Source organism: Nostoc sp., from assembly GCF_036917535.1.
GTDB lineage: Bacteria > Cyanobacteriota > Cyanobacteriia > Cyanobacteriales > Nostocaceae > Nostoc.
This window is the reverse complement of sequence record NZ_JBALDA010000054.1, coordinates 15,054-37,649: the sequence shown is the minus strand read 5'-3', so window position 1 is coordinate 37,649 and position 22,596 is coordinate 15,054. Positions and strand designations below refer to the sequence as shown.

22 protein-coding genes are annotated in these 22,596 nt (G+C 41.2%); 8 read left to right on the top strand and 14 right to left on the bottom strand.

Annotated elements, in window-relative coordinates; all coding sequences use genetic code 11:
- Positions 1–313 precede the first annotated feature (313 nt).
- Positions 314–1,087 (top strand): hypothetical protein, encoded by a 774-nt coding sequence (locus tag V7K56_RS18105; RefSeq protein WP_334912251.1) that lies wholly within the window; start codon positions 314–316, stop codon positions 1,085–1,087.
- 439 nt (positions 1,088–1,526) lie between these two features.
- Here V7K56_RS18105 and V7K56_RS18100 read toward each other — a convergent pair whose 3' ends face one another.
- From V7K56_RS18100 to V7K56_RS18090, 3 genes are all read right to left on the bottom strand, one after another.
- Complete coding sequence (locus V7K56_RS18100; RefSeq protein ID WP_334912250.1) at positions 1,527–2,585, bottom strand: 3-deoxy-7-phosphoheptulonate synthase; 1,059 nt, start codon at positions 2,583–2,585, stop codon at positions 1,527–1,529.
- Between the two features lie 196 nt (positions 2,586–2,781).
- Entirely contained in the window at positions 2,782–4,440 is a 1,659-nt protein-coding gene (locus V7K56_RS18095; protein ID WP_334912249.1) for an alpha-amylase family glycosyl hydrolase, read from the bottom strand.
- 351 nt (positions 4,441–4,791) lie between these two features.
- Complete coding sequence (locus tag V7K56_RS18090; protein ID WP_334912248.1) at positions 4,792–5,169, bottom strand: DUF1823 family protein; 378 nt, start codon at positions 5,167–5,169, stop codon at positions 4,792–4,794.
- Positions 5,170–5,409: 240 nt separating this feature from the next.
- On the opposite strand from V7K56_RS18090, the gene V7K56_RS18085 reads away from it, so the two are divergent.
- Both V7K56_RS18085 and speB read left to right on the top strand, forming a co-directional pair.
- Positions 5,410–5,712, top strand: coding sequence for an acylphosphatase (locus V7K56_RS18085; RefSeq protein WP_334912247.1), 303 nt, complete (start codon positions 5,410–5,412; stop codon positions 5,710–5,712).
- Positions 5,713–5,902: 190 nt separating this feature from the next.
- Positions 5,903–6,970 (top strand): agmatinase SpeB, encoded by a 1,068-nt coding sequence (speB, locus tag V7K56_RS18080; RefSeq protein WP_334912246.1) that lies wholly within the window; start codon positions 5,903–5,905, stop codon positions 6,968–6,970.
- Between the two features lie 182 nt (positions 6,971–7,152).
- On the opposite strand, the gene V7K56_RS18075 is transcribed toward speB, so the two are convergent.
- Complete coding sequence (locus V7K56_RS18075) at positions 7,153–7,317, bottom strand: hypothetical protein (RefSeq protein WP_334912245.1); 165 nt, start codon at positions 7,315–7,317, stop codon at positions 7,153–7,155.
- 11 nt (positions 7,318–7,328) lie between these two features.
- Positions 7,329–7,631, bottom strand: a complete 303-nt coding sequence (locus V7K56_RS18070) for a hypothetical protein (protein ID WP_334912244.1) — start codon at positions 7,629–7,631, stop codon at positions 7,329–7,331.
- 188 nt (positions 7,632–7,819) lie between these two features.
- On the opposite strand from V7K56_RS18070, the gene V7K56_RS18065 reads away from it, so the two are divergent.
- Positions 7,820–8,560, top strand: a complete 741-nt coding sequence (locus V7K56_RS18065) for a TIR domain-containing protein (protein WP_334912243.1) — start codon at positions 7,820–7,822, stop codon at positions 8,558–8,560.
- Positions 8,561–8,863: 303 nt separating this feature from the next.
- Positions 8,864–9,325 (top strand): hypothetical protein, encoded by a 462-nt coding sequence (locus tag V7K56_RS18060; RefSeq protein ID WP_334912242.1) that lies wholly within the window; start codon positions 8,864–8,866, stop codon positions 9,323–9,325.
- 116 nt (positions 9,326–9,441) lie between these two features.
- Here the strand turns inward: V7K56_RS18060 and metX are convergent, their stop codons facing one another.
- Together metX and V7K56_RS18050 are read right to left on the bottom strand one after the other, a co-directional pair.
- A complete protein-coding gene (gene metX / locus V7K56_RS18055; RefSeq protein ID WP_334912241.1) occupies positions 9,442–10,521 on the bottom strand; it encodes a homoserine O-acetyltransferase MetX in 1,080 nt (359 codons plus the stop codon).
- Positions 10,522–10,545: 24 nt separating this feature from the next.
- A complete protein-coding gene (locus V7K56_RS18050; RefSeq protein ID WP_334912240.1) occupies positions 10,546–11,850 on the bottom strand; it encodes an O-acetylhomoserine aminocarboxypropyltransferase/cysteine synthase family protein in 1,305 nt (434 codons plus the stop codon).
- A 385-nt stretch (positions 11,851–12,235) separates the two neighbouring features.
- On the opposite strand from V7K56_RS18050, the gene V7K56_RS18045 reads away from it, so the two are divergent.
- Entirely contained in the window at positions 12,236–12,445 is a 210-nt protein-coding gene (locus tag V7K56_RS18045) for a hypothetical protein (protein ID WP_334912239.1), read from the top strand.
- Positions 12,446–12,461: 16 nt separating this feature from the next.
- Positions 12,462–12,623, top strand: coding sequence for a hypothetical protein (locus V7K56_RS18040; RefSeq protein ID WP_334912238.1), 162 nt, complete (start codon positions 12,462–12,464; stop codon positions 12,621–12,623).
- A 133-nt stretch (positions 12,624–12,756) separates the two neighbouring features.
- On the opposite strand, the gene V7K56_RS18035 is transcribed toward V7K56_RS18040, so the two are convergent.
- Both V7K56_RS18035 and V7K56_RS18030 read right to left on the bottom strand, forming a co-directional pair.
- Complete coding sequence (locus tag V7K56_RS18035) at positions 12,757–15,435, bottom strand: TonB-dependent siderophore receptor (RefSeq protein ID WP_334912237.1); 2,679 nt, start codon at positions 15,433–15,435, stop codon at positions 12,757–12,759.
- Between the two features lie 193 nt (positions 15,436–15,628).
- Entirely contained in the window at positions 15,629–16,606 is a 978-nt protein-coding gene (locus tag V7K56_RS18030; protein WP_334912236.1) for a helix-turn-helix transcriptional regulator, read from the bottom strand.
- 32 nt (positions 16,607–16,638) lie between these two features.
- On the opposite strand from V7K56_RS18030, the gene V7K56_RS18025 reads away from it, so the two are divergent.
- Positions 16,639–17,295 carry a class I SAM-dependent methyltransferase gene (locus V7K56_RS18025; RefSeq protein ID WP_334912263.1) on the top strand — a complete coding sequence of 219 codons (657 nt, stop codon included), beginning with the start codon at positions 16,639–16,641 and terminating at the stop codon, positions 17,293–17,295.
- A 91-nt stretch (positions 17,296–17,386) separates the two neighbouring features.
- Here the strand turns inward: V7K56_RS18025 and V7K56_RS18020 are convergent, their stop codons facing one another.
- From V7K56_RS18020 to V7K56_RS18000, 5 genes are all read right to left on the bottom strand, one after another.
- Entirely contained in the window at positions 17,387–17,599 is a 213-nt protein-coding gene (locus V7K56_RS18020) for a hypothetical protein (protein ID WP_334912235.1), read from the bottom strand.
- A 322-nt stretch (positions 17,600–17,921) separates the two neighbouring features.
- Complete coding sequence (locus V7K56_RS18015; RefSeq protein WP_334912234.1) at positions 17,922–18,137, bottom strand: PepSY-associated TM helix domain-containing protein; 216 nt, start codon at positions 18,135–18,137, stop codon at positions 17,922–17,924.
- 23 nt (positions 18,138–18,160) lie between these two features.
- Positions 18,161–20,707, bottom strand: coding sequence for a TonB-dependent siderophore receptor (locus V7K56_RS18010; protein ID WP_334912233.1), 2,547 nt, complete (start codon positions 20,705–20,707; stop codon positions 18,161–18,163).
- A 128-nt stretch (positions 20,708–20,835) separates the two neighbouring features.
- Entirely contained in the window at positions 20,836–21,831 is a 996-nt protein-coding gene (locus tag V7K56_RS18005; protein WP_334912232.1) for a helix-turn-helix transcriptional regulator, read from the bottom strand.
- 149 nt (positions 21,832–21,980) lie between these two features.
- Positions 21,981–22,541 carry a GNAT family N-acetyltransferase gene (locus V7K56_RS18000; protein WP_334912231.1) on the bottom strand — a complete coding sequence of 187 codons (561 nt, stop codon included), beginning with the start codon at positions 22,539–22,541 and terminating at the stop codon, positions 21,981–21,983.
- Positions 22,542–22,596 lie beyond the last annotated feature (55 nt).

Here is a 22,596-nt window from a genome sequence, read left to right as displayed (position 1 = left end):
AACTAAATCAAGTTTATGCAACAAGAAAATATTAAAATATTGCTTAATCATGGGTGGATTTTTAGTATTAATATCTTTACTATTAGGTAATAAACTACCTAATAGCTAATTTGTAAACTCAAGTAAAGTACTGATTGAGTAAGCGTTTCAGTAATAGCAGTCAAAGAAGCAGTTATTTGCTGAAATTCAGATCTAATGATGAGTTGAGTATCCTTAAGATTTTCTTTATGAATTAGCTTTAATAAATAGATAAAGCCAAGCAACTCATCAGATTAATGAATAGCAACCACAACAATTAATTGAGGAATGTAACATGAAAACCAATAAATTACAAACAGGTTTAGTTCGCAATTACCTAACAGCAACAACACTTGGTGCACTCTTGTCACTTACTACATGCATAGGTGCGGCTACTGCCCAATCCGCAGATCCTAAACACCCAGCTCCACTGCAACCTGACGATAACATCGCTGTAATCAGCAGCACAGTTCAGATTCCACAGTACTACTATGTGACCCTTGGACCAGGTAAGGGGACATTGACTGTTGAATTTTCCGCGAATGGATTTCCTGGTGCTGGGGGAGAGATCCAAGTTAGCTTGCTGAAGAATGGTAGTAATAAAAACTACAGCGTAGTCGTCAAATCAACAAAAGCCGTCTTTGGTTCAGATGCAGCACAGACTGGACAAGTGACTATCCCGTTTGATGTTAAGCAGGCGGGTCAGGTGATTTTGCGTATCGACCCTCCTTCGTCAGGACTAATTGTAGCCGCAGGTCGCTACAACATAAAAGCCACTGGTGCCGTGAAATTTGCCCCAATAGATTCCAACCAAGCACAGATAGTAGGAACCTATCGTGTTCATAGCTATATACTTGGTGATAATGAATCCAATAAGCTGATTAAGCTAATGCCAGATGGTAAAATCCTTAGTGAGACAGGATCTACAGGCTCGTGGTCACTCTTCGATCCAAGTAGCAAAACCTACATTTTAGAACTCGCAAGCGAACGCAGCACTCTAATATTTTGGCCAGCCGTAGGTTTCTCAGCGAAATCCACTGGCAATCCCGATTTAGAACTAGTCCGATAGTGCGATCGTTATTAGAATCTTCTCTCGATATAGCAATCCTAAATGAAATAAAAACTAATGGTACATTTATACCAACTTGAAGTTCTTTACCAATCACCAAGAATTTGATTTTTCTAAGCTGCATCAGTATGAACTCTGTTCGAATATTAAATAGGATTGCTAAAGATAGAACTCGTCACAACCACTTGGGGGTTTTTTCCAGTTTTGTAGGGTGTGTTATCGCGTCAGCGTAACGCATAGTCAGAGATTTTCGGTGCGTTAGGACTAAAGTCCATAACATACCCTACCAAATTAATAGCTAATGTGGAGCAGGTTTTTCGATTTGTGTGTACACTGTAGCCGAAACGAGGAGAGGAATGAAAGCGGGTTTTTTAGTATACTTTCAGACTTTACAAACATCCTCTAATCCCCCATTGATTGCATTCTGAATTCTGACTTCTCATTTAAGTTTTTCGTGAGCAGCCAAAATAATTTTTTCGGTTTCTTCCCAACTAATACATTTGTCAGTTACAGAAACACCGTATTTTAATTGTTCTTGTTTACCAGTAATTGGTTGATTACCTTCATACAAATGCGATTCTAGCATCATACCAACAATTGATGTATTACCATCCACTATTTGCTGAATAATATTTTCTAAGACAGCACCTTGTAATTTGTAATCTTTATTGGTATTGCCGTGGCTACAGTCGATAACAATTCTCGGTAGTAAATTTGCCTGTTTTAATTTCTCTTCTACCAGTTTGACATTTGCTGGATCGAAGTTGGGTTGACTACCACCCCTTAAAATTACGTGACCGTAGCCATTACCTTTAGTTTGAAAGACGCTCACCTGTCCATTTTGACTAATTCCTAGAAAATTATGCGGATTTTCAGCTGATTGTAGGGCATTCAAAGCTACTTGAATATTGCCGTCGGTACCGTTTTTAAAACCTACAGGCATCGAAAGCCCACTTGCCATTTCGCGGTGAGTTTGTGATTCAGTTGTGCGGGCGCCAATGGCAGACCATGTAATCAGTTCACTGATGTATTGAGGTATGATTGGATCTAGTGCTTCTGTGCCAGCAGGTAATCCCAACTCCGTAATTTTTAATAATAGCTCTCGTGCAATTAATAAACCTTTCTCTATATGGAAAGAATCATCCATATCTGGATCGTTAATTAAACCTTTCCAGCCTACGGTTGTTCTTGGTTTTTCAAAATATACTCGCATAATTAGTAGCAAGTTATCCTTGACTCGCTCGGCCAATATTTTTAATCTCTCAGAATATTCGAGCGCTGCTTTTGGATCGTGGATTGAACATGGGCCAACTACTATAAATTTCCTGCGATCCTGAAAATCTAAGATATGTTCTACTTCCTGTCTATATGCTAAAACTCTTTGTTCTGCTAATTGTGTCAAAGGTAATTTTGACTTGACTTCATTGGGAGTTAATAAAATGCGATCGTTCTCAATGTTAGCGTTATCGATATCAGTATTAAATAATTTGTTGTGCATGGGGATGCTTTGGCAATTCTATAGACGCACTTCAACTCAAAATTTTAACATAAACCTATGAAATTTTAAAATAGCTTATTTTCTGCTTGACAAATTTCTAATTAGACTGTATCTAAATGAAATACTAACTGAAAAAGGGGAAATATGTTCCCCCTTTTTCTTTGCTATTAAACTCTTAACTGAGTAGTGTATATCATTATTGCCATACAAACACTTTAGCTTCGTATGGCCCCAAGTCGATTATGATGCCATCGTCACCAGCTTCGACATCATAATTGCCTGTCCACTCGTGCCATGTACCAGCACTAGGAAAGTTAGGAACATGATATTCAGCTAGGAAGTTTTCTGAAAAATTTGTAATTACGACTACACGAGAACCTTCATCATTCCAACGAGTATAAGCTAATACTTTTGCATCAGGATTTTCGTGGATAAAATCAATATTTTCTGTATAGAGAGCATGATTGCTTTTACGCAGGTTGGTTAAGCCTTTGTAGGACTCAAATAAACCACGATTTAAATCATTCCCTAACAGTGTCCATTCGATTTTGGATGATTCAGGTTGTTTAGGTTTATACTCGCCAAATTCTTCTCCCATCCAAATCAAAGGCACACCAACAGCAGTCATTAGGATGGCTACTCCTAATTTAGCCCGCCGAAATGCTTCTTCGTCAAAAATTTCACGGTTCCCCAGTTCAACCATGAGATGATTATGGTCGTGGTTGGTAAGATAATTTACCACATTGGTGGCACCCAAGAAGCCTTGACGCTTGCAGTCAATGACATCTTTTAAACGCTCTAAATCAAATGTATCACCGCAAATGTGTTCTAGAATGCAGTGATAAAAACTATCATGCCAGCAACCATCCATTGGCCCATCTACATTGGTAATGCTGGGAGTTTCAGGAATGTGTTCGGCAACATTATAAAAAGGCTTCATGCTAGCAGTTTTTTTGGCTTCTTGAACAATCCAGTGCATAAAGTCGTAGTTAGCAATTTGCCGCGCCGCATCATAACGAATACCATCAAGATGATATTCTCCAATCCAAAAACGAATTGTGTCGCCAATAAATTTCCAGGCTGGCTTAATATCTAATTTTTCATCATAATGTTCGTAATTAAACTCAGGCCCCCAATTATTACCAGGGTCACGAGGTTCGTGATGATACCAATAATCGTGATCAATTTGTGTTAAGGGAGCAGATGCTTCTGAGTGGTTGTAAATTCCGTCAATAATTACACGAATACCTCTGCCATGACACTCATCAATCAAATTTTTTAACTCAGCAGTAGAACCATAACTTGACTCTGTTGCAAAGAAGTGGCGGGGATTATAACCCCAACTATAATCACCAGGATATTCTTTAAGTGGCATCAACTCAACAGCATTAATTCCTAGTTCACATAAATAGTCTAACTTTTCAACGACGTGTTTGTATTTACCTCGTGCATAAGGATCGTCCTCGCCACCTGAAAAGTCACCAACGTGCAATTCATAAATTACTAATTCGTGGTCAGCAGGTAAAGGTTTATCATCATGTTGCCAAACATAAGTATCGATAATCCTTTTCCCGTCTTTTACTTGGATAACACCATCGTCGTTTCCACTTTGTTCATCTATATCAGTTGCATAAGGATCTGTAACATCAACCCATTGTTCTGGTTCAAAAAACCATGAATTTGATTGAACACGGAATTTATATTTATAAACACCATCTTCTAGTTCAACACTTGTGCGGAAATAACCATCCTCACCTCTTTCCATTGGAATTTCTTGCCAATCAGAAAAGGAACCAATTAATGCAGCTCCTTTGTTATAAGGTGCAAATAAATTAAATTCAACTGGCTTTGCCATAGAAGTGTTTGTAATATCAAGGGTTGATAGAGATATTCTCTGATGCTCAATTGAATTTGCAAATAGCTCTAGAGAAATAATTAGATTGCAAGTGCTTCTATCTTCAGGAATAACTTATAAATTTTTTATAAAACTTAACTATAGTTTTTTGGTTTTTAGCTGTTTATAGTATTTATTGGCTAAAATAATATGGATTTATTATCTTGTAAAAAGTTTTTACAAAACTAATATTTTTTAAAGTATTGCATAGAAATAAAAAACTTTTAAATAAAACAAGATTTTTTGGAATATGAAAATACAGTATATACTTGGTAAAAAGCAGTCTGATTTTACCAAATATATGCTGCAAAACTACTCTTTTTTGTTGTTAGCTTGTTGAAGATAACTTAACAACCAATTTGCTGCCGTCGCCCTACGAGTTTGCCGAGGCCCAAATTCTCCAATTTTGTAACCTTTGAAACCCAGTTTTTCTTTCAGCATTTGTTTATTTTCAGCAGGAATGGAACGAGTCAATTTGACAGTTGCGGGGCGAGATGCAATGAAATCTGGTGGTTGTGGGTACTCATTATGCCATTCTGCTGCAACTTGGTTAGTGTCCCATTGTGCAATTGAGGAGTCATAGCGATAGCCTAAATAATGCCATAGCAACTGGTTGACTGTGGCATCATCAAGTTTATCGTCAAGAATTGCCCAAATTGTTTCTGTATTAAGTGGTGGCAGATTAGACATAAACAATTCAAAATTCCAAGGGAAAAAACTGACTACTGATTAAATTACAACAGTTTTCAGGTATTTAGACTACGGCTTGGATGGGGAGTAGGGTAGTTCAATTACTTGAAAAGCGCTGTAAATGTATAAAAACTATTAGGTTTTAAGAAAGACTGAAATGAATTTCGCGGCGCTGGAGTAAAAAATAGATTGTGTATACACAAACTAGGTAGACTGGAATCATAAAGATTAGACCAGTCTATGCAGAATTCTACAGCACTGCCAAAGATTATCCGCGCCCATGTATTCATTTCTGGCCGAGTCCAAGGAGTGGGTTATCGCTATTCCACTGTCGATACAGCTAGGCAATTGGGATTAACTGGTTGGGTGCGGAATCTCCCGGATAATCAAGTAGAAGCAGTTTTTGAAGGGGCGCGAGAGGTTGTAGATAACATGGTTCGCTGGTGTCACTCTGGGCCACCTGCTGCTGTAGTTAAAGATGTTGTGGTTGAATATGAGGAACCGGAAGGGTTACGGGGATTTGAAGTTAAGCGGGTTGAGTAGGAAGTTAACAAGGGCACAGGAAAAAAACTATCCTCTGTACCCGATAAACTATGCTGAAGTGACCTGTATACTCGTGGGTTTTTCCTATTCATCCCTTGAAGCAGTTTACCGCCTGTGAAAAATTTTGATTACAATGCAGATGTCCACTAGGCGGCGTGCTGTCTATCCACGTAAATCCAGAACATACTCAATGAGTAATCAATTAAAAGACTACAATCCCAGCGGCGTAGGTGAAATAAATGGCAACCTCTTAGGTTTGCCCTGCGATTATGAGTCTGCAAACTTGATTGTTTTTGGTGTGCCGTGGGAAGTCACTGTTTCTTATGGTGCTGGCACTGCTAATGGCCCACAGCGAATTCTAGATGCTTCGACTCAACTAGATTTGTTCGATTTTGATAACCCTGATGGCTGGAAGCAGGGAATTTTTATGGAAGAAATTCCCCAAGATATTTTAGAGAAGAACACATACTACCGCGCTTTGGCAGCAAAAATTATCGGGCGATTAGCACAAGGAAAACAACTTTCAGATACACCAGATTTAACATCTGTCCTGACAGAAATTAATCAGGCTGGTCAACAGGTTAATCAATGGCTGTTTGAAAATTGTCAGGCAGCAATTAATAATGGTAAGCGAGTTGCAGTCATTGGTGGAGATCACAGTTCGCCTTTAGGTTATTTCCAAGCATTAGCAGCTAAATACGCAAACTATGGCATTTTGCACATTGATGCCCACGCAGATTTACGCGATGCTTATGAGGGATTTGAGTTTTCCCATGCGTCGATTATGTTTAATGCGATGAAAATACCGCAAATTTCTAAGTTAGTGCAGGTAGGTTTGCGTGATATTAGTCATGATGAAGTGCAAATGATTGAGCAATCTGATAGTCGCATTATTGCTTATTACGATCCCGCTATTAAGCAAAAGCTTTACTCTGGCAGAACTTGGATTGATTTATGCCAAGAAATTATCAGTCATTTACCTGAGTATGTTTATATTAGCTTTGATGTAGATGGTTTAGATCCAAAACTCTGTCCGAGTACGGGTACTCCTGTTCCGGGTGGGTTGGAGTTAGAGCAGACATTTTGTCTATTCCGGGAATTGATCAATAGTGGGAGAAAAATTATTGGCTTTGATATTTGCGAAGTCGGTGATGCGGAGTGGGATGGTAATGTTGGAGCGCGGATAGTTTACAAGCTGGCAAACTTAATGGATTTATCAAACAGAATTCAGGAGTCAGGAGTCAGAATTCAGAATTAATTCTATACAACACTTCTCTACGTTCGTGCAACGTGTTGCAGATAGACGCTTTGCGTAGCTTGCTTTCAGGACTTACGCAACTGTCACAGGCGAGATCGCGTCCCCCAAAGGTGAAGTCTCTAGCTCTAATAAGAAGGATGTATTATTGCCACATTGGTTCATGATCATGCGCTGCATAACTTTTAGTTCAAATTTGTCGGCTGAACTGTTAAACTGCGTTCTAATCCGATCACATGAGCGCGTAAGGCACTGTGTCCAAACATTGGGGCAACATTGGGGCCAAGGGGTAACTGTTGCAAATGCTGTAAATATTCTGCTGGTGTCTGCCAGGAAACCAACTTTTTCAACCATTTTGCAATCAGCAGATGAGAAGTGTCTCTACTCTCTGAAAAATATCAGCCAGGATTTGGGGTTCTGCGATCGCAACAGACAAGCTACAGTTACCAATGACCATGCTGGTAACACCATCACACACTGATTCGCTCAATCTTGGTGCAATTTCTAATTCTAAATCGTAGTGGGTATGAATATCTATAAATCCAGGTGTCACCCATAACCCAGGAGCATCAACTACTTCACGCGCTGGGGTAGTTAAGGAGGGTGCAAGGGTGACAATGCGTCCGTTTTGAATGCCGATATCTCCACGCACAGGTGGAGACACGGAAAATTATTAACAGATGAAGAGAAATCTTTCATACGCGTCGAATCTAAGCGAAACTTTATAGAAGAATGGATTTTAACGGTCAAAGAACAAGAGTCGATTCTCTACTAATAGAGAGGTCTAACACCTATAAGTTATGTTAGTAGTATGAGTAATTTTGTTCTGCTCCTGAGCCAAAAAACTGGAAGATGAGCAATATTTATAACTTGGAGACAAGACCACGAGTTTTCGTAAGTTATGCAAGTGTCGATAAAACGATTGCAAGAGCAATTGTGGAGGGACTGCGATCGCAGAATATCAATGTATGGTTAGATGATTATGAACTCTATCCAAGAACGCATTGGGCTGAATCTATTCGCTCCACAGTTTCAGCAAGTGCCTATTTTCTCCTTCTATTATCCAAACATTTGGTAAACTCCCATTGGGTAAGCAAAGAAACTGAAGCTGTACTGAAAGAGCTGCAAAACCGAAATATCACATTCTTACCTGTTCTTTTGGAGGATTGTGAGATTCCATCATCACTTGCTACATATCAGTTTTTTGATATGAGAAGTGGAATAGAGGAAAACTTAAAAAAACTCGTTAACGCACTTAGCTCTACTGTGGAGATTGATTTTGAGAAATTGTCTCCACACACCTTCGAGCAACTGGTTACAGATCTTCTTCAGAAACTAGGTTTTATCAATCTGCAATCGGAGAGTAAGCAAAGTGATTCAGGTATTGATGCTATTGTTGAATTCCGACATAAAGATCCTTTTGGTGCTGAAAATCGAGAGGTATATGCTGTTGAAACAAAATTTTACCGTGATTCTCGTGCTGACTTGCGAACACTCGTGCAATTGTCGGTTATGTCAAGAATGATCCAAAGATTGATAAGGCACTGCTTGTTACAAACGGAAATCTTACATCTGTTGCTCTTGATTGGGTAAACAATGCTCCAAAATTAACTGGTATCCCAATCCGTGTTGTTGATGGAACAGAGTTAAAGCGCCTTCTCCTTCAAAACACCGATCTAGTTTCCAAGTACTTTACTGCCAGTGTAGGTCACGCTTAATGAGCCGAATTACTGGTTTTATCAATCGGCTTGATAACTGTCCTGCTGGTCAGAAAGGTTGGCGAGAATTTGAAGATATAGCAATGGACAGGGAGCTTAGGACAGCAATAAAATCACATAGTATCCTGTTGAAGGCGCGTTTCCCACGAACTGTCCTAACGGCTTTGGCGACTGCTATATGTGTATAGAAATTCTTGAATTTTTATTTGTCCCGCCGTTGGTAAGACCAATTATTCAGCCACGAACGTACTCTGGTACAAGTCGACGCGATGCAGTATTTCCAAATCGAAATTTTGATGAAAAACACAGTTGGGGCTTGCTTATTCGTGAACTGGAAGCAAGATTGGTGCTATTTGAGTTCAAAAATTACGATGCAACAGATATTGGACATGAGGAAGTAATTCAAACTGATAATTACTTGACAGAGCCTATGGGTAAGCTTGCAATAATGGTGTGCAACAAACTTCCTAATGATAGTGCTCATATTCAGCGAAATAATATTTACAGTCGGCGTCGCAGAGTCATTCTCTTCATAATGAAAGAGCATCTCAAGGAAATGCTCTTCATTAAGGAAAGAGGAGAAGATCCATGTGATTTAATTGTCGATCTAGTTGAACGATTTTATCTACAACACGAGTAAAAGCAGTAAATAACATTTTTCACGCTGTGTGAAAACGCATTCCAAAGATCGCCTTTTCAACTTCATCATTCTACCTCAGAAGTCGAAACACTAAGCTTTTTTCTCAATATATCGAGTTAGGAGGCTGAGAAATCTAAACTTTGCCGAAAAGAGATCAGCAGTTCATTCAATGCAGCCATGTCAATTAAAAATGCATCATGTCCGTGGGTTGACTTCAGCCACACCAGTTGAGCATTAGGGATTAAATTTGCCAATTCTTGTTGTTCTACTGGAGGATAGAGAATATCAGAATCAATTGCGACAATTAAAGTCGGTTGCTGGATGCTTTGCAGAATAGATTCATAATCTGACAAATTAGGACTGTTGCGATCGCGTGCAACATCGTGGCGATCCATTACATGGGTAAGGGTAATGTAAGTGTTGGCATCAAATCGTTCTGTCAGCTTTTGACCCTGATGTTGTAAATAACTAGCTATAGCAAACTGCTCAGATGCATCATACTGCCGCCCAAAGCGGATTGTAAAACTATCCCAAGAACGGTAAGTAGACATCGCCATGATCCTTGCCACTGCTAGTCCTTGATTTGGGGGCGCATCCAGGATATAGTTTCCTCCTTGCCAGTTAGGATCGGCATAAATTGCCTGTCTTTGGGCTTCACTTAATCCAATACACCAAGCTGAATGTCTGCCAGAAACAGCAATGGGTGCGATCGCTTTCACCTTTTCTGGATATAATAATGCCCACTCTAGTGCTTGCATCCCACCAAGCGATCCGCCAATTACTAACCGCAGAGATTGAACACCCAAGTATTCTAGTAGTGCAGCTTGTAAGTGAACCAAATCTCGGATTGTAATCTTAGGGAAGGATACACCATAAGGCTTTCCTGTTATTGGGTTAATAGTAGTTGGCCCAGTTGTACCGTAACAACTTCCCAAGATATTGCTGCATACAATAAAATCGCGTTCTGGATTGAAGGCTTTCCCTGAACCAAACAAAGGTTCCCACCAATCATCAGCGTCAGCCGAACCAGTTAAGGCATGACAAATTAGTACCCCATTATCGCCTTGAGCATTTAACTGTCCCCAAATACGATAAGCAACCTGAACCCCAGTTAATGTTTCGCCTCCTTCTAGTTGAAATGGCATCGTAATCTGATAAAACTGGGTTTGCGGTGAGATGAAGTCTGAATAGATCATATCTGGGAGTGGGGAAATTGAGAACTAAATCCTAACTTGCTGGAATGCCTGCTGGAAATCCTCTTTGATATCGTCGATATGTTCAATTCCCACTGATACCCGCACCAAATCGGCTGTTACGCCCGCTGAAAGCTGTTCGTCATCACTTAGCTGTTGATGGGTTGTGGAAGCGGGATGAATGACGAGAGTTTTCGCATCGCCAACATTTGCTAAATGACTAGCCAATTTCACATGATTAATAAAAGCTCTACCTGCCTCCAGTCCACCTTTGATGCCAAAGTTTAAAACTCCCCCAAAGCCATGTTGGAGATATTTTTTCGCTCGTTCATGATAAGGGTGATTGGGAAGTCCCGGATAATTAACCCACAATACTTGCTCTTGCTGCTCTAACCACCGAGCCAATTCTAGGGCATTGCTCACATGCCGCTCTACACGTAGAGAGAGAGTCTCTAATCCTTGCAATAAAAGAAAGGCGTTAAATGGACTCAAGGATGGGCCAAAATCCCGTAACCCCTCGACTCTGGCGCGAATAATAAAGGCAATGTTACCAAAGGAACCATTAGGGCCAAAAACTTCTTGAAAATTCAGCCCATGATAGCCGGGTGCTGGCTCAGTAAACAGAGGAAATTTGCCGTTACCCCAGTCAAATTTACCCGAATCGACTATTACGCCACCAATAGAAGTACCATGTCCACCAATCCACTTAGTTGCAGATTCCACTACTATATCTGCACCATGTTCAATTGGCCGAGCTAGATACCCACCAGCACCGAAGGTATTATCCACAATTAAAGGAATGCCGTTATCGTGGGCAATGTGAGCTAAAGCTGCAAAGTCGGGAATGTTAAATTGAGGATTGCCAATGGTTTCAACGTATAGGGCTTTCGTGCGATCGTCGATCGCCTGACGGAAACTTTCCGGCTCATCTCCCTCAATAAAATTGACATTAATACCCAAACGTGGTATAGAAACTTTAAACTGGTTATATGTTCCACCATACAGAAAACTAGTAGAAACAATATTATCCCCAGCCTGAGCAATGGTACTGATTGCCAAGAATTGCGCCGCTTGCCCACTAGCAGTTGCTAATGCTGCTACACCCCCTTCTAAGGCAGCAATCCGCTTTTCAAATACATCCGTTGTTGGGTTCATGATGCGGGTGTAAACGTTGCCAAATTCCTGGAGAGCAAATAACCGCGCTCCGTGGTCGGCGTCGTCAAAAACGTAGGAAGTCGTTTGGTAAATCGGTACAGCACGAGCATTAGTGCCAGGAGCTGGCTCTTGTCCAGCATGAACTTGCAGGGTTTCAAAACGATATTGTTCTGACATAAGTAGTTATTTGAGTTTCCAATTATACAAACAATTAATAATAATTGAGCCTTGTTTTGGATAAATCAACGGTAATTTGGAGAGCTTACCGTATTTTAACTGGTTGTGCCCAAGATTTCTCATCTTTAGCACAACAAGTTGGAAAAAAGAAAATGGCAATTAACACCGCTTAATTTATATTTAAAAAAAAGCTGTGAGTCATCATGCAAATAGACCAGCCTTTTAGAATTAATACTGCCCTCAAATTTATCCAGCAGTATAATTTGAACGAGAATTAGGGTTTATTCACTTTGGTTTTGAACCAGCGATAATTACTAGTGTTGCCTACGAGTCAGTAAATACTAATGCCGTTAAAATTGTACAACAACTGCAAACCTATGATCCATTGATTCAACAAATTGGACTGACACTCAAACAAAAAATAGAAACTACCGGATTTGATAGTTACCTGTATATGGATTCAGCAGCAGATCTACTGGCGGTGCATTTGTTCAAACGCTACTCCACGCAAAAACTTATTATCATTCGAGAATACACAGGTGGATTACCAAAACATAAATTAAAAGAAGCGATCGCCGATCGCTTATATCAATAATAACTTAGACCAAAATTTGTCACTTGCAGAAATTGCTGCGATCGCACAGAGAAGTCCGCAAAAAAGTCCTTTACCTGCTACGTCTTCACTTAAAAAACGCGATCGCCTATCCGCCTGTTGTAGGCTAGTACAACAAGACAAACAAATTTTAAATATTTTTACACAGCTTCTTGCTTGAAACTAAAAGCGATCGCTCAAATCATTGGTAAAGTCAAAACTTAGGACTTCTGCTTTGCCCTTGAGCCGCCATTAAAAGGGTGCATAATGAGAGCATCCCTTTAACGTATGGTGTCTAGGCATAAGTCGTGAACTCAAAACTCCCAAGAAATTCTTCCCTCGACCATCAACGGACTACCGGGAACCACACGTGAAATACTTGCAGCCGTTTCAAAATAATCGATATTAAACAGATTCCGGAAATTAAGCTGTGCCCCAAACTGTCCATGCTTGTAGAATAGAGCCGCATCAGTGCGAAAATAATCTGGCAGTCGAAAACTATTCAATAAATCTCCTTCTCGCTCTCCGACGTAGAACAATCCCAACCCAACCCCAAAGCCTTTCAAGCCGCCCCTTTGAAATTCATAGGTTGTCCACAGGTTAACGGCATTCTCTGGTGTACTATACAGCCGATTCCCAACGCGATAGGTGTTGTCTTTGGTGATGCGGGCATCGGTGTAACCATAGCCTGCATAGATATTCCATCCCGGCAAAATCTCGCCAGTCAGATTCAATTCAATGCCTCGACTACGCTGCTGACCGGTCTGAATCGAATAATCAGCATGGTTTGGATCCTCTGTTAAAACGTTGTTGAGTACGATATCGTAAAAAGCGAGGGTGGCAGAAAGACTTGTACTCAAATCTGCTTTCACACCAACTTCGTACTGTCTGCCCTGCTGTGGGTCAAACAGGCTGTTATCAAAGGCTCTGCCACCGTTCGGAGCGAACGAGCGACTATAACTGCCATAAAGCGAAATGGCTGGAATTGGCTGGTAGACAATGCCAACACGAGGACTAAACGCATCACCTCCTTGAGTGTCTGAAGTTTGGGCAAGTATATCTGCATTCCTCTGTCTAAAAAGATCAAACCGTCCGCCCAGTAGTAACTTCAAATTTTCGGCAATATTGACTTGATCCTGAATGTAGACACCAAGTTGATCGGTTAAGCTAGTAGAAGAACCCCGATTATTGGGATCATCATTTGGTACAGGAATCCGTGGTGGCAGACCATGTACGGGGTTAAATATGTCAAATGCTGCCGCTTCTCCGAACTCACTGGTATACAGTGGGTATCCACCCCGACTGAGATCGACTCCAAAAAGTAACCGATGTTGAACAGGACCAGTTAAGAACTTGCCAATCACATTGGTTGTTAGGTTATAGCTATAATTATCAAAAACTTCAGCTATAATAAGGCGATCTAGGGAACGGTTATCGTCTAGAATCTCACTGCCCACATATCGAAAACTATTACCACGCACGTACGAGAATCGAAAGGCGTTGCGGAGCGACCAGTTGTCGCTAAATTGATGCTCCAGATTGTAACCAAGGCTACTGGTATTGTACTGGTAATAGTAATTAGGCTCACCAGTACTTCGGTTGATGGGGATTTTACCATTTTGGTTGGGAAGCACCGTGCCTTGAGCTGGTAGACCCAAGTTAAACCCATCGACACGCGAATGCCTATATTCTGCGTCTAGAGTTAATTTTGTTCTTTTGCCAATCATCAAACTTACCACCGGGGCAATCGAATAACTTTTGCTGTTCTGAAAATCGACGAAACTACCCCCGTATTGGTAAAAGGCATTCAAACGATACAACACCGTTTTAGAATCATTTAACGGTCCAGATAAATCTATCGCACCACGGTAAGTGCTGTAGTTGCCAACGGTGGCATCGACCTGATAGAAAGGATCTTGAAGCGGTTTTTTTGTAATCAGGTTGATTGTGGCACCTGGAGAACCTAGACCAAACAGCACTGAAGCTGGGCCCTTGAGAACTTCCACTCGCTCAATATTAGCCAGATCAGCTGATTGAGAGCTGTTGGCATCAAACAAACCATCTCTGAGATAACTACCAGCAAAACCTCGAAGCACAAAGTTGTTTGATTGAAAACCGGGAATCTGTGTAATATTCGCTCCACTCACGTTTCTGAGGGCATCTTGAATCGTGGTCGCTTGTTGATCTCGCAAGACTTGTTGCGGGATGACCTGAATCGATTGCGGAATGTCGCGTAGAGGAGTGTCAGTTCTGGTAGCAGTTGATCCATCTGTGGCGCGGTAATTATCTTGTTCCCCAGTCACCACTAACTCAATCGGCTCATCACCACTAGCTGATGGTTTTGGTTGTGTCTGATTCTCTGGCTGACTAGTTTGAGGCTGTTGTGTTTGCGGTTGCTGCTGTGATGGTGTCGCAGATGCGGCACTTGCAACAGAGAAAATTATCCCCTCATCTGGACTATCAAACAACTCCACAACTGGCTGACTGACTTGGCCTGTAACACTAACCCTGATAGTATTTGCATCAAAGTTTGTCACCGTGATTTCGCTAACACCTGCTATTGGTTTATCTGAGCGAAAACTAAAGGCATCGCCCGACGCTAGGCGCAGTTGGGCATTTGGAATATCAGTGATAAAATTATTACCACTAGAGCGATTTACTAGCTGCAACTGTTGCCCCTTAGATGTCTGTAAAATCAACTCCACACCTTTATCGGTGGGGTTTGCTTTGACTTGGGTGACTTGGACAATTTCTGATGTGGGTGTTGGCGACTGCACTAATAACATTCGAGCGCTAGTCAAAACTGGTTTTAGCTCACTTAATTGCCTAATCGTTCTATTTACATGAGTTGCGGTCAAATTTACCTGGTGTATCGAATTTTCTTGGTTGTTTGTCAGATTCTGGTTCTTACTCATTTCCTGTGCTGATACAGTCTGTCCAAAAAACACCGACACCAAAGTAGCCACCAACAATGGTAGTTTGAAATTCCACATATTTTCCTCACACCAAGATAAATTCAGCAGGTTTTAGCAACAGAGCAAATATTTTTGCTTGTTAGTCGAGAAGTATTCTCAAATTGCTCTTGGTAATACAATACAGGATTCATGTGAAAAAAATGACCCAAGTACGGAATTTTTTTGCACGATAATCGGAGTTTTTGAGTAGATTGATCCTAGTAATAAGTCTCTAAATATTCTTTTGCATTTGATACGCTTTGGGATTTATGCCGTATTTTTTTTTAAATGCAGTAGCAAAATGACTGCGGTTTGCATAACCAACTATTTGAGCAATTTGTTCAATTTTTATTTGCCTTGACAGCAGTAATTGCCTGGCTTGTTCCATGCGATAGTCGTGTAAGTAACCAAATACTGTAGTCCCAAAAATTTGACGAAACCCGCGTTTGAGAGTGTATTCGTTAATACCCACTTGTCGAGCTAGATCGATTAATGAAGGTGGATTACCGATATTTTTTAGTAAAATGTCTCTGGCGTGATGGATGCGATCAATTTCTTGAAGCCGTAACAGCTTTTCTGTTGGCGCTGCTACTCGATCTGCTAGCTTGAGGGAAACCAATTCTAACACTTTGCTCTCCAGATACATTTTGCGTGTTAGTCCCTGATAAGGACAATGAAGAATCTGCTGGAGCGCGATTTGTTTGGCTGGGGTAATTATACTGGGACGTAGATTAAAATATTCTGGTACACCTGCGATCGCCTTTTCCAAATCTTTTGGTAGTTGTTCTCCATAACTTTCGATCAACGTCCTTAGGGTTTCTGGCTTAATTATCAAACTCACCCACCTCAGATTACCTGCTCCATCAATGTTGTTATTCGATTGTGGATACACACCGCCAAAAATATAGTCTTCTCCTGACTTTTTTGGTTGTCCATCACAATCTTGTCCTGATCCAGCTAAAATAAATCCAAATTCTAAACTGTTTTGGTGATAAGGATGAGTAATCCACTTGATTGACTGCGGCAAATAGGTTTCAAAAATTTCGATGAAAATGCCTTCACGCAGCAGTATCCAGCGATAATAGCCTTCGCCCAGTTCTTTGGGATATCGACAAAGACGATCTTCTCGATGGATTGGATCTATTAGGAGTTTTGGATTTGCTGCTTTCCTCAAATCCCAAAAATCATATATAGTGATCTTAATTGTCATCGTGTGTGTATTGTGCGATCGCTGTTGATTAGATATATTACATCTGTGCGAATTTTCACTTTAATCCTCAATCCGCTACTTGTTTTGCAAATTACTACGAAATGCTCAAAAGCAGTGGACAGCAAACTGCCTCAAATGTACTCAAATGGGCAAAGCTGAATCCACCACCAAAGCGGTTGTTAGATGTGGCGGGTGGACCTGCCGAATACAGTATCGCCTTTTGCCAGAAATATCCTGACCTCAAAGCAGATATCCTCGATTTACCCAATGCTATCGAAGCAGGTTTACCCCAAATTGAACAGGCAGGGTTAGGCTCACGCATCCAATATATTGAAGGTAATTTACTCGATACTGACTGGGGTAATAATTATGATGTTGTGTTTCTCTCCAATATCCTCCATTGCCTCACAGCCGAGCAGTGTGAAATAGCTCTTCGCAAAGCATTTCAAGCATTGCGAGTCGGCGGAACTGTACTCATCAACGACCTGTTTCATCCTGGCGAGCAAGGAAAACTCTCCTCACCTATGAGCTTGTTCTCTTTAATCTACTACGTTACCTGTGGTGGACGTATTTGGCCACAACCGACAATTTTAGATTGGCTGACACGGTTAGGATTTCATCAGATTCGCACAGGTAGGTATCGATTAGCTTTGTTGGTATCAGCTGAGAAACTAAGTGCTGAACGCTAACTAACCATTTGCCAATCCTTTATCTATTATTAGTGTTCACAAATCTAATTCCTGCATTTGATATGCTTTGGGATTTGTACCATATTTCTTTCTAAATGCAGCAGCAAAGCGACTGCGGTAAATAAGTTTCGAGAATTTCGATGAGAATGCCTTCACGCAGGAGAATCCAGCGATAATAGCCTTCACCAAGTTCTTTAGAATACCGACAAAGATAATCTTCTGGATGGATTGGATCGATTAGGAGTTGTGGATTTGCTGCTTTCCTCAAATCCCAAAAATCATATATGGTGATGTTAAATGTCATCGTGTGTGTACTATGCAATCGCTGTTGTTTCGATATATTACATCTATGCGATCGCTATCTTTATACTTCAATCAAGTTGAAAAATTACCAGAATAATTGAATTTGTAAAAAAACAAGATGCAGAATTTAAGAAAAAGACTGAACTAGTGTTGAACGCGGCTAAACCAATATTATCGCCGCTGTTTATTGAATTTGGGCAGTCGTTTGTTGAATTCGGGCAATCACCAAGAATTCACGGAAAATAATTTATTACTAATTTCTCGCCCTCTGTAAAATGGGAGCATCCCAAATGTGCAAAATGCCCTTAGATGTCTTAGCAGAATTAATTTTCACTTTTATGTCCATTTATAATTGCGATCGCACCAGCAACTTTGTGAATATCAAAGTTCACTCGCTTGTGATGAGCATTCCAACTGATTTCTGTATGAAAAACTAGCAGGCTACCAGTTAAACCAACAACGAGCGCAATCAGTCCAACACCTAAGCCAATGTAGCGGTGTAAACCAAAGATAACTTTACGTACCGTTTTAGATGTCATAATGGATAATCCCGCTGTACCAATCAAAATGAATATGAAATCGTACCTTGTACAATAAAAGGTGCGCCTGGAATAACCTGATTTCTACCTTGTGACCCCTCAAAATAGCGAATATCCGAGAGGTTCTTGAAATTGAGTCCAATTCGGAAATTCTCTTTTTGGTAATACAGGGCTGCATCCAAGCGAGTATAACCGGGAACCACAAAGGAATTAGCTAAATCTCCTGCTCGCTCACCGACAAAAAATGCCCCAAACCCAACGCCTAATCCTTTCAAACTGCCTGTTTGCAGGGTGTACGTTGTCCATAGGCTGCCACTATTGCGCGGCACATTATTAAGCCGATTGCCGATCGCTAATATGTTGTCTTCGGTAACTTTTGCATCAGTATTAGCGTAGGATGCAATCACCTTCCAACCCGAAAGAATTTCACCTGCAATATCAAACTCAACACCTCGACTGCGCTGTTCACCGACTTGAAGCGAATAGCCAGGATTATCTAGATCGTCGATCAGGACATTTTTCAGTGTCGTATTGTAGTACGCTAACGTTGAAGATAACCGACCATTGAGCAACTCTGTTTTGACTCCAACTTCATAGCCTGTGCCACGTTGGGGATCAAAGGGTTGATTGCTGAAACTTCTACCGCTGTTAGGGGTAAAAGACTGGCTGTAGCTAGTGTAAAGTGACACTTCTTGAATCGGTTGATATACAATGCCTACACGTGGGGTAAATGCATCTGCGTTGTCGGGTGGATTTGTAACATCATTGGTAGTGGATTCATAGTGATAGGTATCAAATCTTCCGCCGACCAGCAGTTTGAGGTTATCCAGCAAGGTAATTTGATCTTGCAGGTAGATACCAAAAGTCTCAGTAACATCATTACCAGTTCTTAAGGGATCAAACTCACCAAAAGTAAAGTTGTAGCTGGGGTTAAAAACATCAATGAATCCTGCCGAGCGATCTCTGGCAGAGAAGAAGCTCTTCTGTCGTGTGAGTTCTAAGCCCAGCAATACCGTATGCTGAATTGATCCCGTTTTGACTTTGGCAGTCAGGTCATTTTGCCAGGAGTAAGTTTCATAATATTGACCGCCAATGGAATTGCCCAGTTCAAAGGTGCGATCATCTTCTGTATCACCGAAGATTTGTAAAGTGGCACCAGGACCACTTTCAGTACTTGCGGTATAGCGAAACAAAGACCGGAGCGATAGATTGGCATTAAAGCGATGGTCGAGGTAAAGGGCTGCTAGGGTTTGGGTGAATTTTTCCTGCCTGGTTGGGTCGCCCAGATAGCGACCGATTGGAATATTAGGAACTTTATTGTCACTCAGTACCACCAGTCCCCGATCAATCGGTCGTGCGTCCCGCAGATAAGATACATCTAGGTTTAAGCTCGTATTTTTGCCTAACTGATAGGTAAAAGATGGCGCAAAGAAGAATCGCTCAGTCTGCACGCGATCGCGAAAACTCCCTGCGTCCTCGTAGGCAATGTTCAAGCGATACGCTAATGTTTTCTTGTCGTTGAGTGGACCGGCAAAATCTAAGGTTGGACGGTAGAAATTATAGCTTCCGGCTGTAAAATTCAATTCGTAGAAAGGATCAAATAGCGGTTTCTTAGTAACCCGATTGATGATTCCCGATGGGTCTACCCGTCCATACAGAATGGATGCAGGCCCCTTCAAGATTTCGATGTGATCGATGTTTGCACTCTCCTCTTGGGTTCGCGAGAAGCCCTCACCGCGAAATCCATTCAAGAAGGGTTCGGCACCAAATCCGCGAACAGTAAAATTCTCTCCACGATTGCCTGATGAACTGGCATAGGTGACACCGCTGACATTACGCACTGCTTCTCTGACGCTAATCGCACCCTGATCGCGGATCACTTCTTGGGGAATTACCTGAATTGAACCGGGAATGTCCCGGAGGGGTGTATCGGTTTTGGTAGCAGTTGACGCATCTGGCGCGTTATATCCTGTATCCTGTTCACCTGTGACTACCAATTCAATCGGCTGATCGTCCTGGGCTGTTGGTTGCTCTGGCTGGGTTTGTTGTGACCCTGGCGCAGGCGGGGTAGGGTTTTGTGCTCTAGATGCAGCACTAGCCACCGAGAAGATTAGACCCTCGTCTGGACTATCAGATAATTCAACTGTTGGTACACTCCCCTCACCGATAACTGTCACCCGAATAGTATTGGCATCAAAGTTACTAACTGTTATTTCAGTAATACCTGCAATTGGTTTAGTCGAGCGGAATGTAAAGGCTTGACTGTTGGGTAAACGCAGTTGAGCATTGGGAATATCAGCGATAAAGTTATTACCAGCACTGCGATTTATAACTTGCAACTGTTGCCCCTTAGTCGTCTGTAAAATTATCTCCACGCCTTGATTGGTGGGATTGGCTTTCACTCCCATCACCTGTACTACCGTTACACCATCTTGAGCCAGCAGTGCAGCACTTCTCTGGGGATGAATAATATCCTGAAGGCGAGAAATACCTGAATCTGCTTGAGCAGGTTGCATCGTCAAAATTGAAATCGCACCCACTACGAAAAGAATATAAGATTTTTGACCCATAGCTCCACACACCATGATCACAGCATTAAGAGAACAGTTGCAAGTAAATTTCGATAACTTTTAGGTACAATAGGGCATTTTCTGATTTCAGGTGATCTCTACAGGGTCATTTGCGATCGCTAGCCGGACTATTTTCGCCACTGTGCTTGATAATCGCTGGGATTTATGCCAAACTTCTTGCGGAATGCCGCAGCAAAGTAACCTCTATTGGCAAATCCCACAGCGTAGGATACCTGAGCTACATTCATCCGTCCTTCCATGAGGAATTGACAAGCTTTTTCTAGACGATAATCATGCAGATATCCAAACACTGTTGTGCCAAAGAGTTGACGAAATCCTTGCTTGAGTTTGCGATCGTTTAACTCTACTTGTTTTGCTAATTCAATTAATGAGGGTGGATTAGTAATATCTTGAAGCAAAATATCTTTCGCTTGATAGATGCGTTCAACATCGTTTCTCTTCAAATTAACCAACTGATAAGAGGGTGTACCATCATTAAACAGTTGAGCAAATTGTAAGGTGATCAATTCCAGTGTTTTAGCTTCTAAATAAGTGCGTCGCATGATTCCCTGAAACGGACAGTGAAGCAGTTGATGTAATGCTAATTGCATTGCCGGGGTCATTTTACCAAGTGATTGATGAAATGAAGGCGGTGTGTCTGTTTGCAAGAATGGTTTGAGTTGGGAGGGTAAATATGCTTCTTGACCCATACTCAATAATCTCAGCAGATGCGGTTCCAAACGGACTCTAACATCCACATTATGTCCTGCCATCAATTTTTCAATCTCTCTGACTTCTCCTAAGCTGTAGAATAAATAGCTTTCTCCAGGTTGTTCGCAAATATCTTCAATTTCCTCTTTCAGTACCCCTGCGCTACGAAAAACCAGAGTCACGTAGGTATCACCATCCACAAAATCCCAACCAACAGTCTCTGGTAACTCCAAATTAGCAATGTCTGCTCGCAGTCCCAGACAAAGTGGAGTGTTACTAACTTGACCTTTTATGAGTGGATGTTGCCAGATCTCAACGCTTTCAATCTCATCAGATTGGTAGGTAATCTTTCCAGTTTGTAAGCCTTCTTCCCAGATTTCAGACCATTGGGCATTTGTATAAACTTCCGCCATTTTAGTAAATTAAGCTATAATCTCAAGTTTATTGAGAAATTCTCTCATATTATTATGGCTACTTAATGATGTAATACCAATTCGGATTTTACTTGTGGGATGCTCAAGCCTAATATTGAGACTTTGAAGAGTTTTCTGCACCACTAAGCTTACTCACTCAGTTTTTTATTTTTAAGCAAAAATTGCTCCAGATCGTGATATTGCCCTTTGAAAAAGCCATACTGTTTCAGTACACCCTGACTGTGAAAACCTAACTTTTCTAGCAACTTTTTAGAAGCTATGTTCTCCAGCATGACTTGGGCAACAACGAAACGCAAACCCATTTTCTGAAATCCAAATTGCAAGATAGTACTCACCGCCTCAGTCATGATACCTTGTCTCCAAAAAGTACTGGCAAGCTCATAACCGACTTCGGCCGAGTGTTCTTGTGGGTTCCAGGTAAACCCACAAGAACCAATCAAAACGTTGTCTTGCTTATGGATAATTCCCCAGCGAATTCCTTCTCCTTCCTCAAACCGCTTGGCTCTACGTCCAATGACAGCGATCGCTTGTTTAATAGAAGTGAAGGTATCAAGATCGTGAAACTGAGTTACGCTCGGATCGGAGAATACAGCAAAGATAGCTTCAGCATCCTGCAACGTTGTCTCACGAAGAAGAAGCCTATCTGTTTCTAATTGAGGAAAGGGAGATGGTGAGAAATCGTTGCTCATACTTGCAATCGATGATCTAGGATTAGAGCTAACTTAGCGATCGCCACAGTGACAA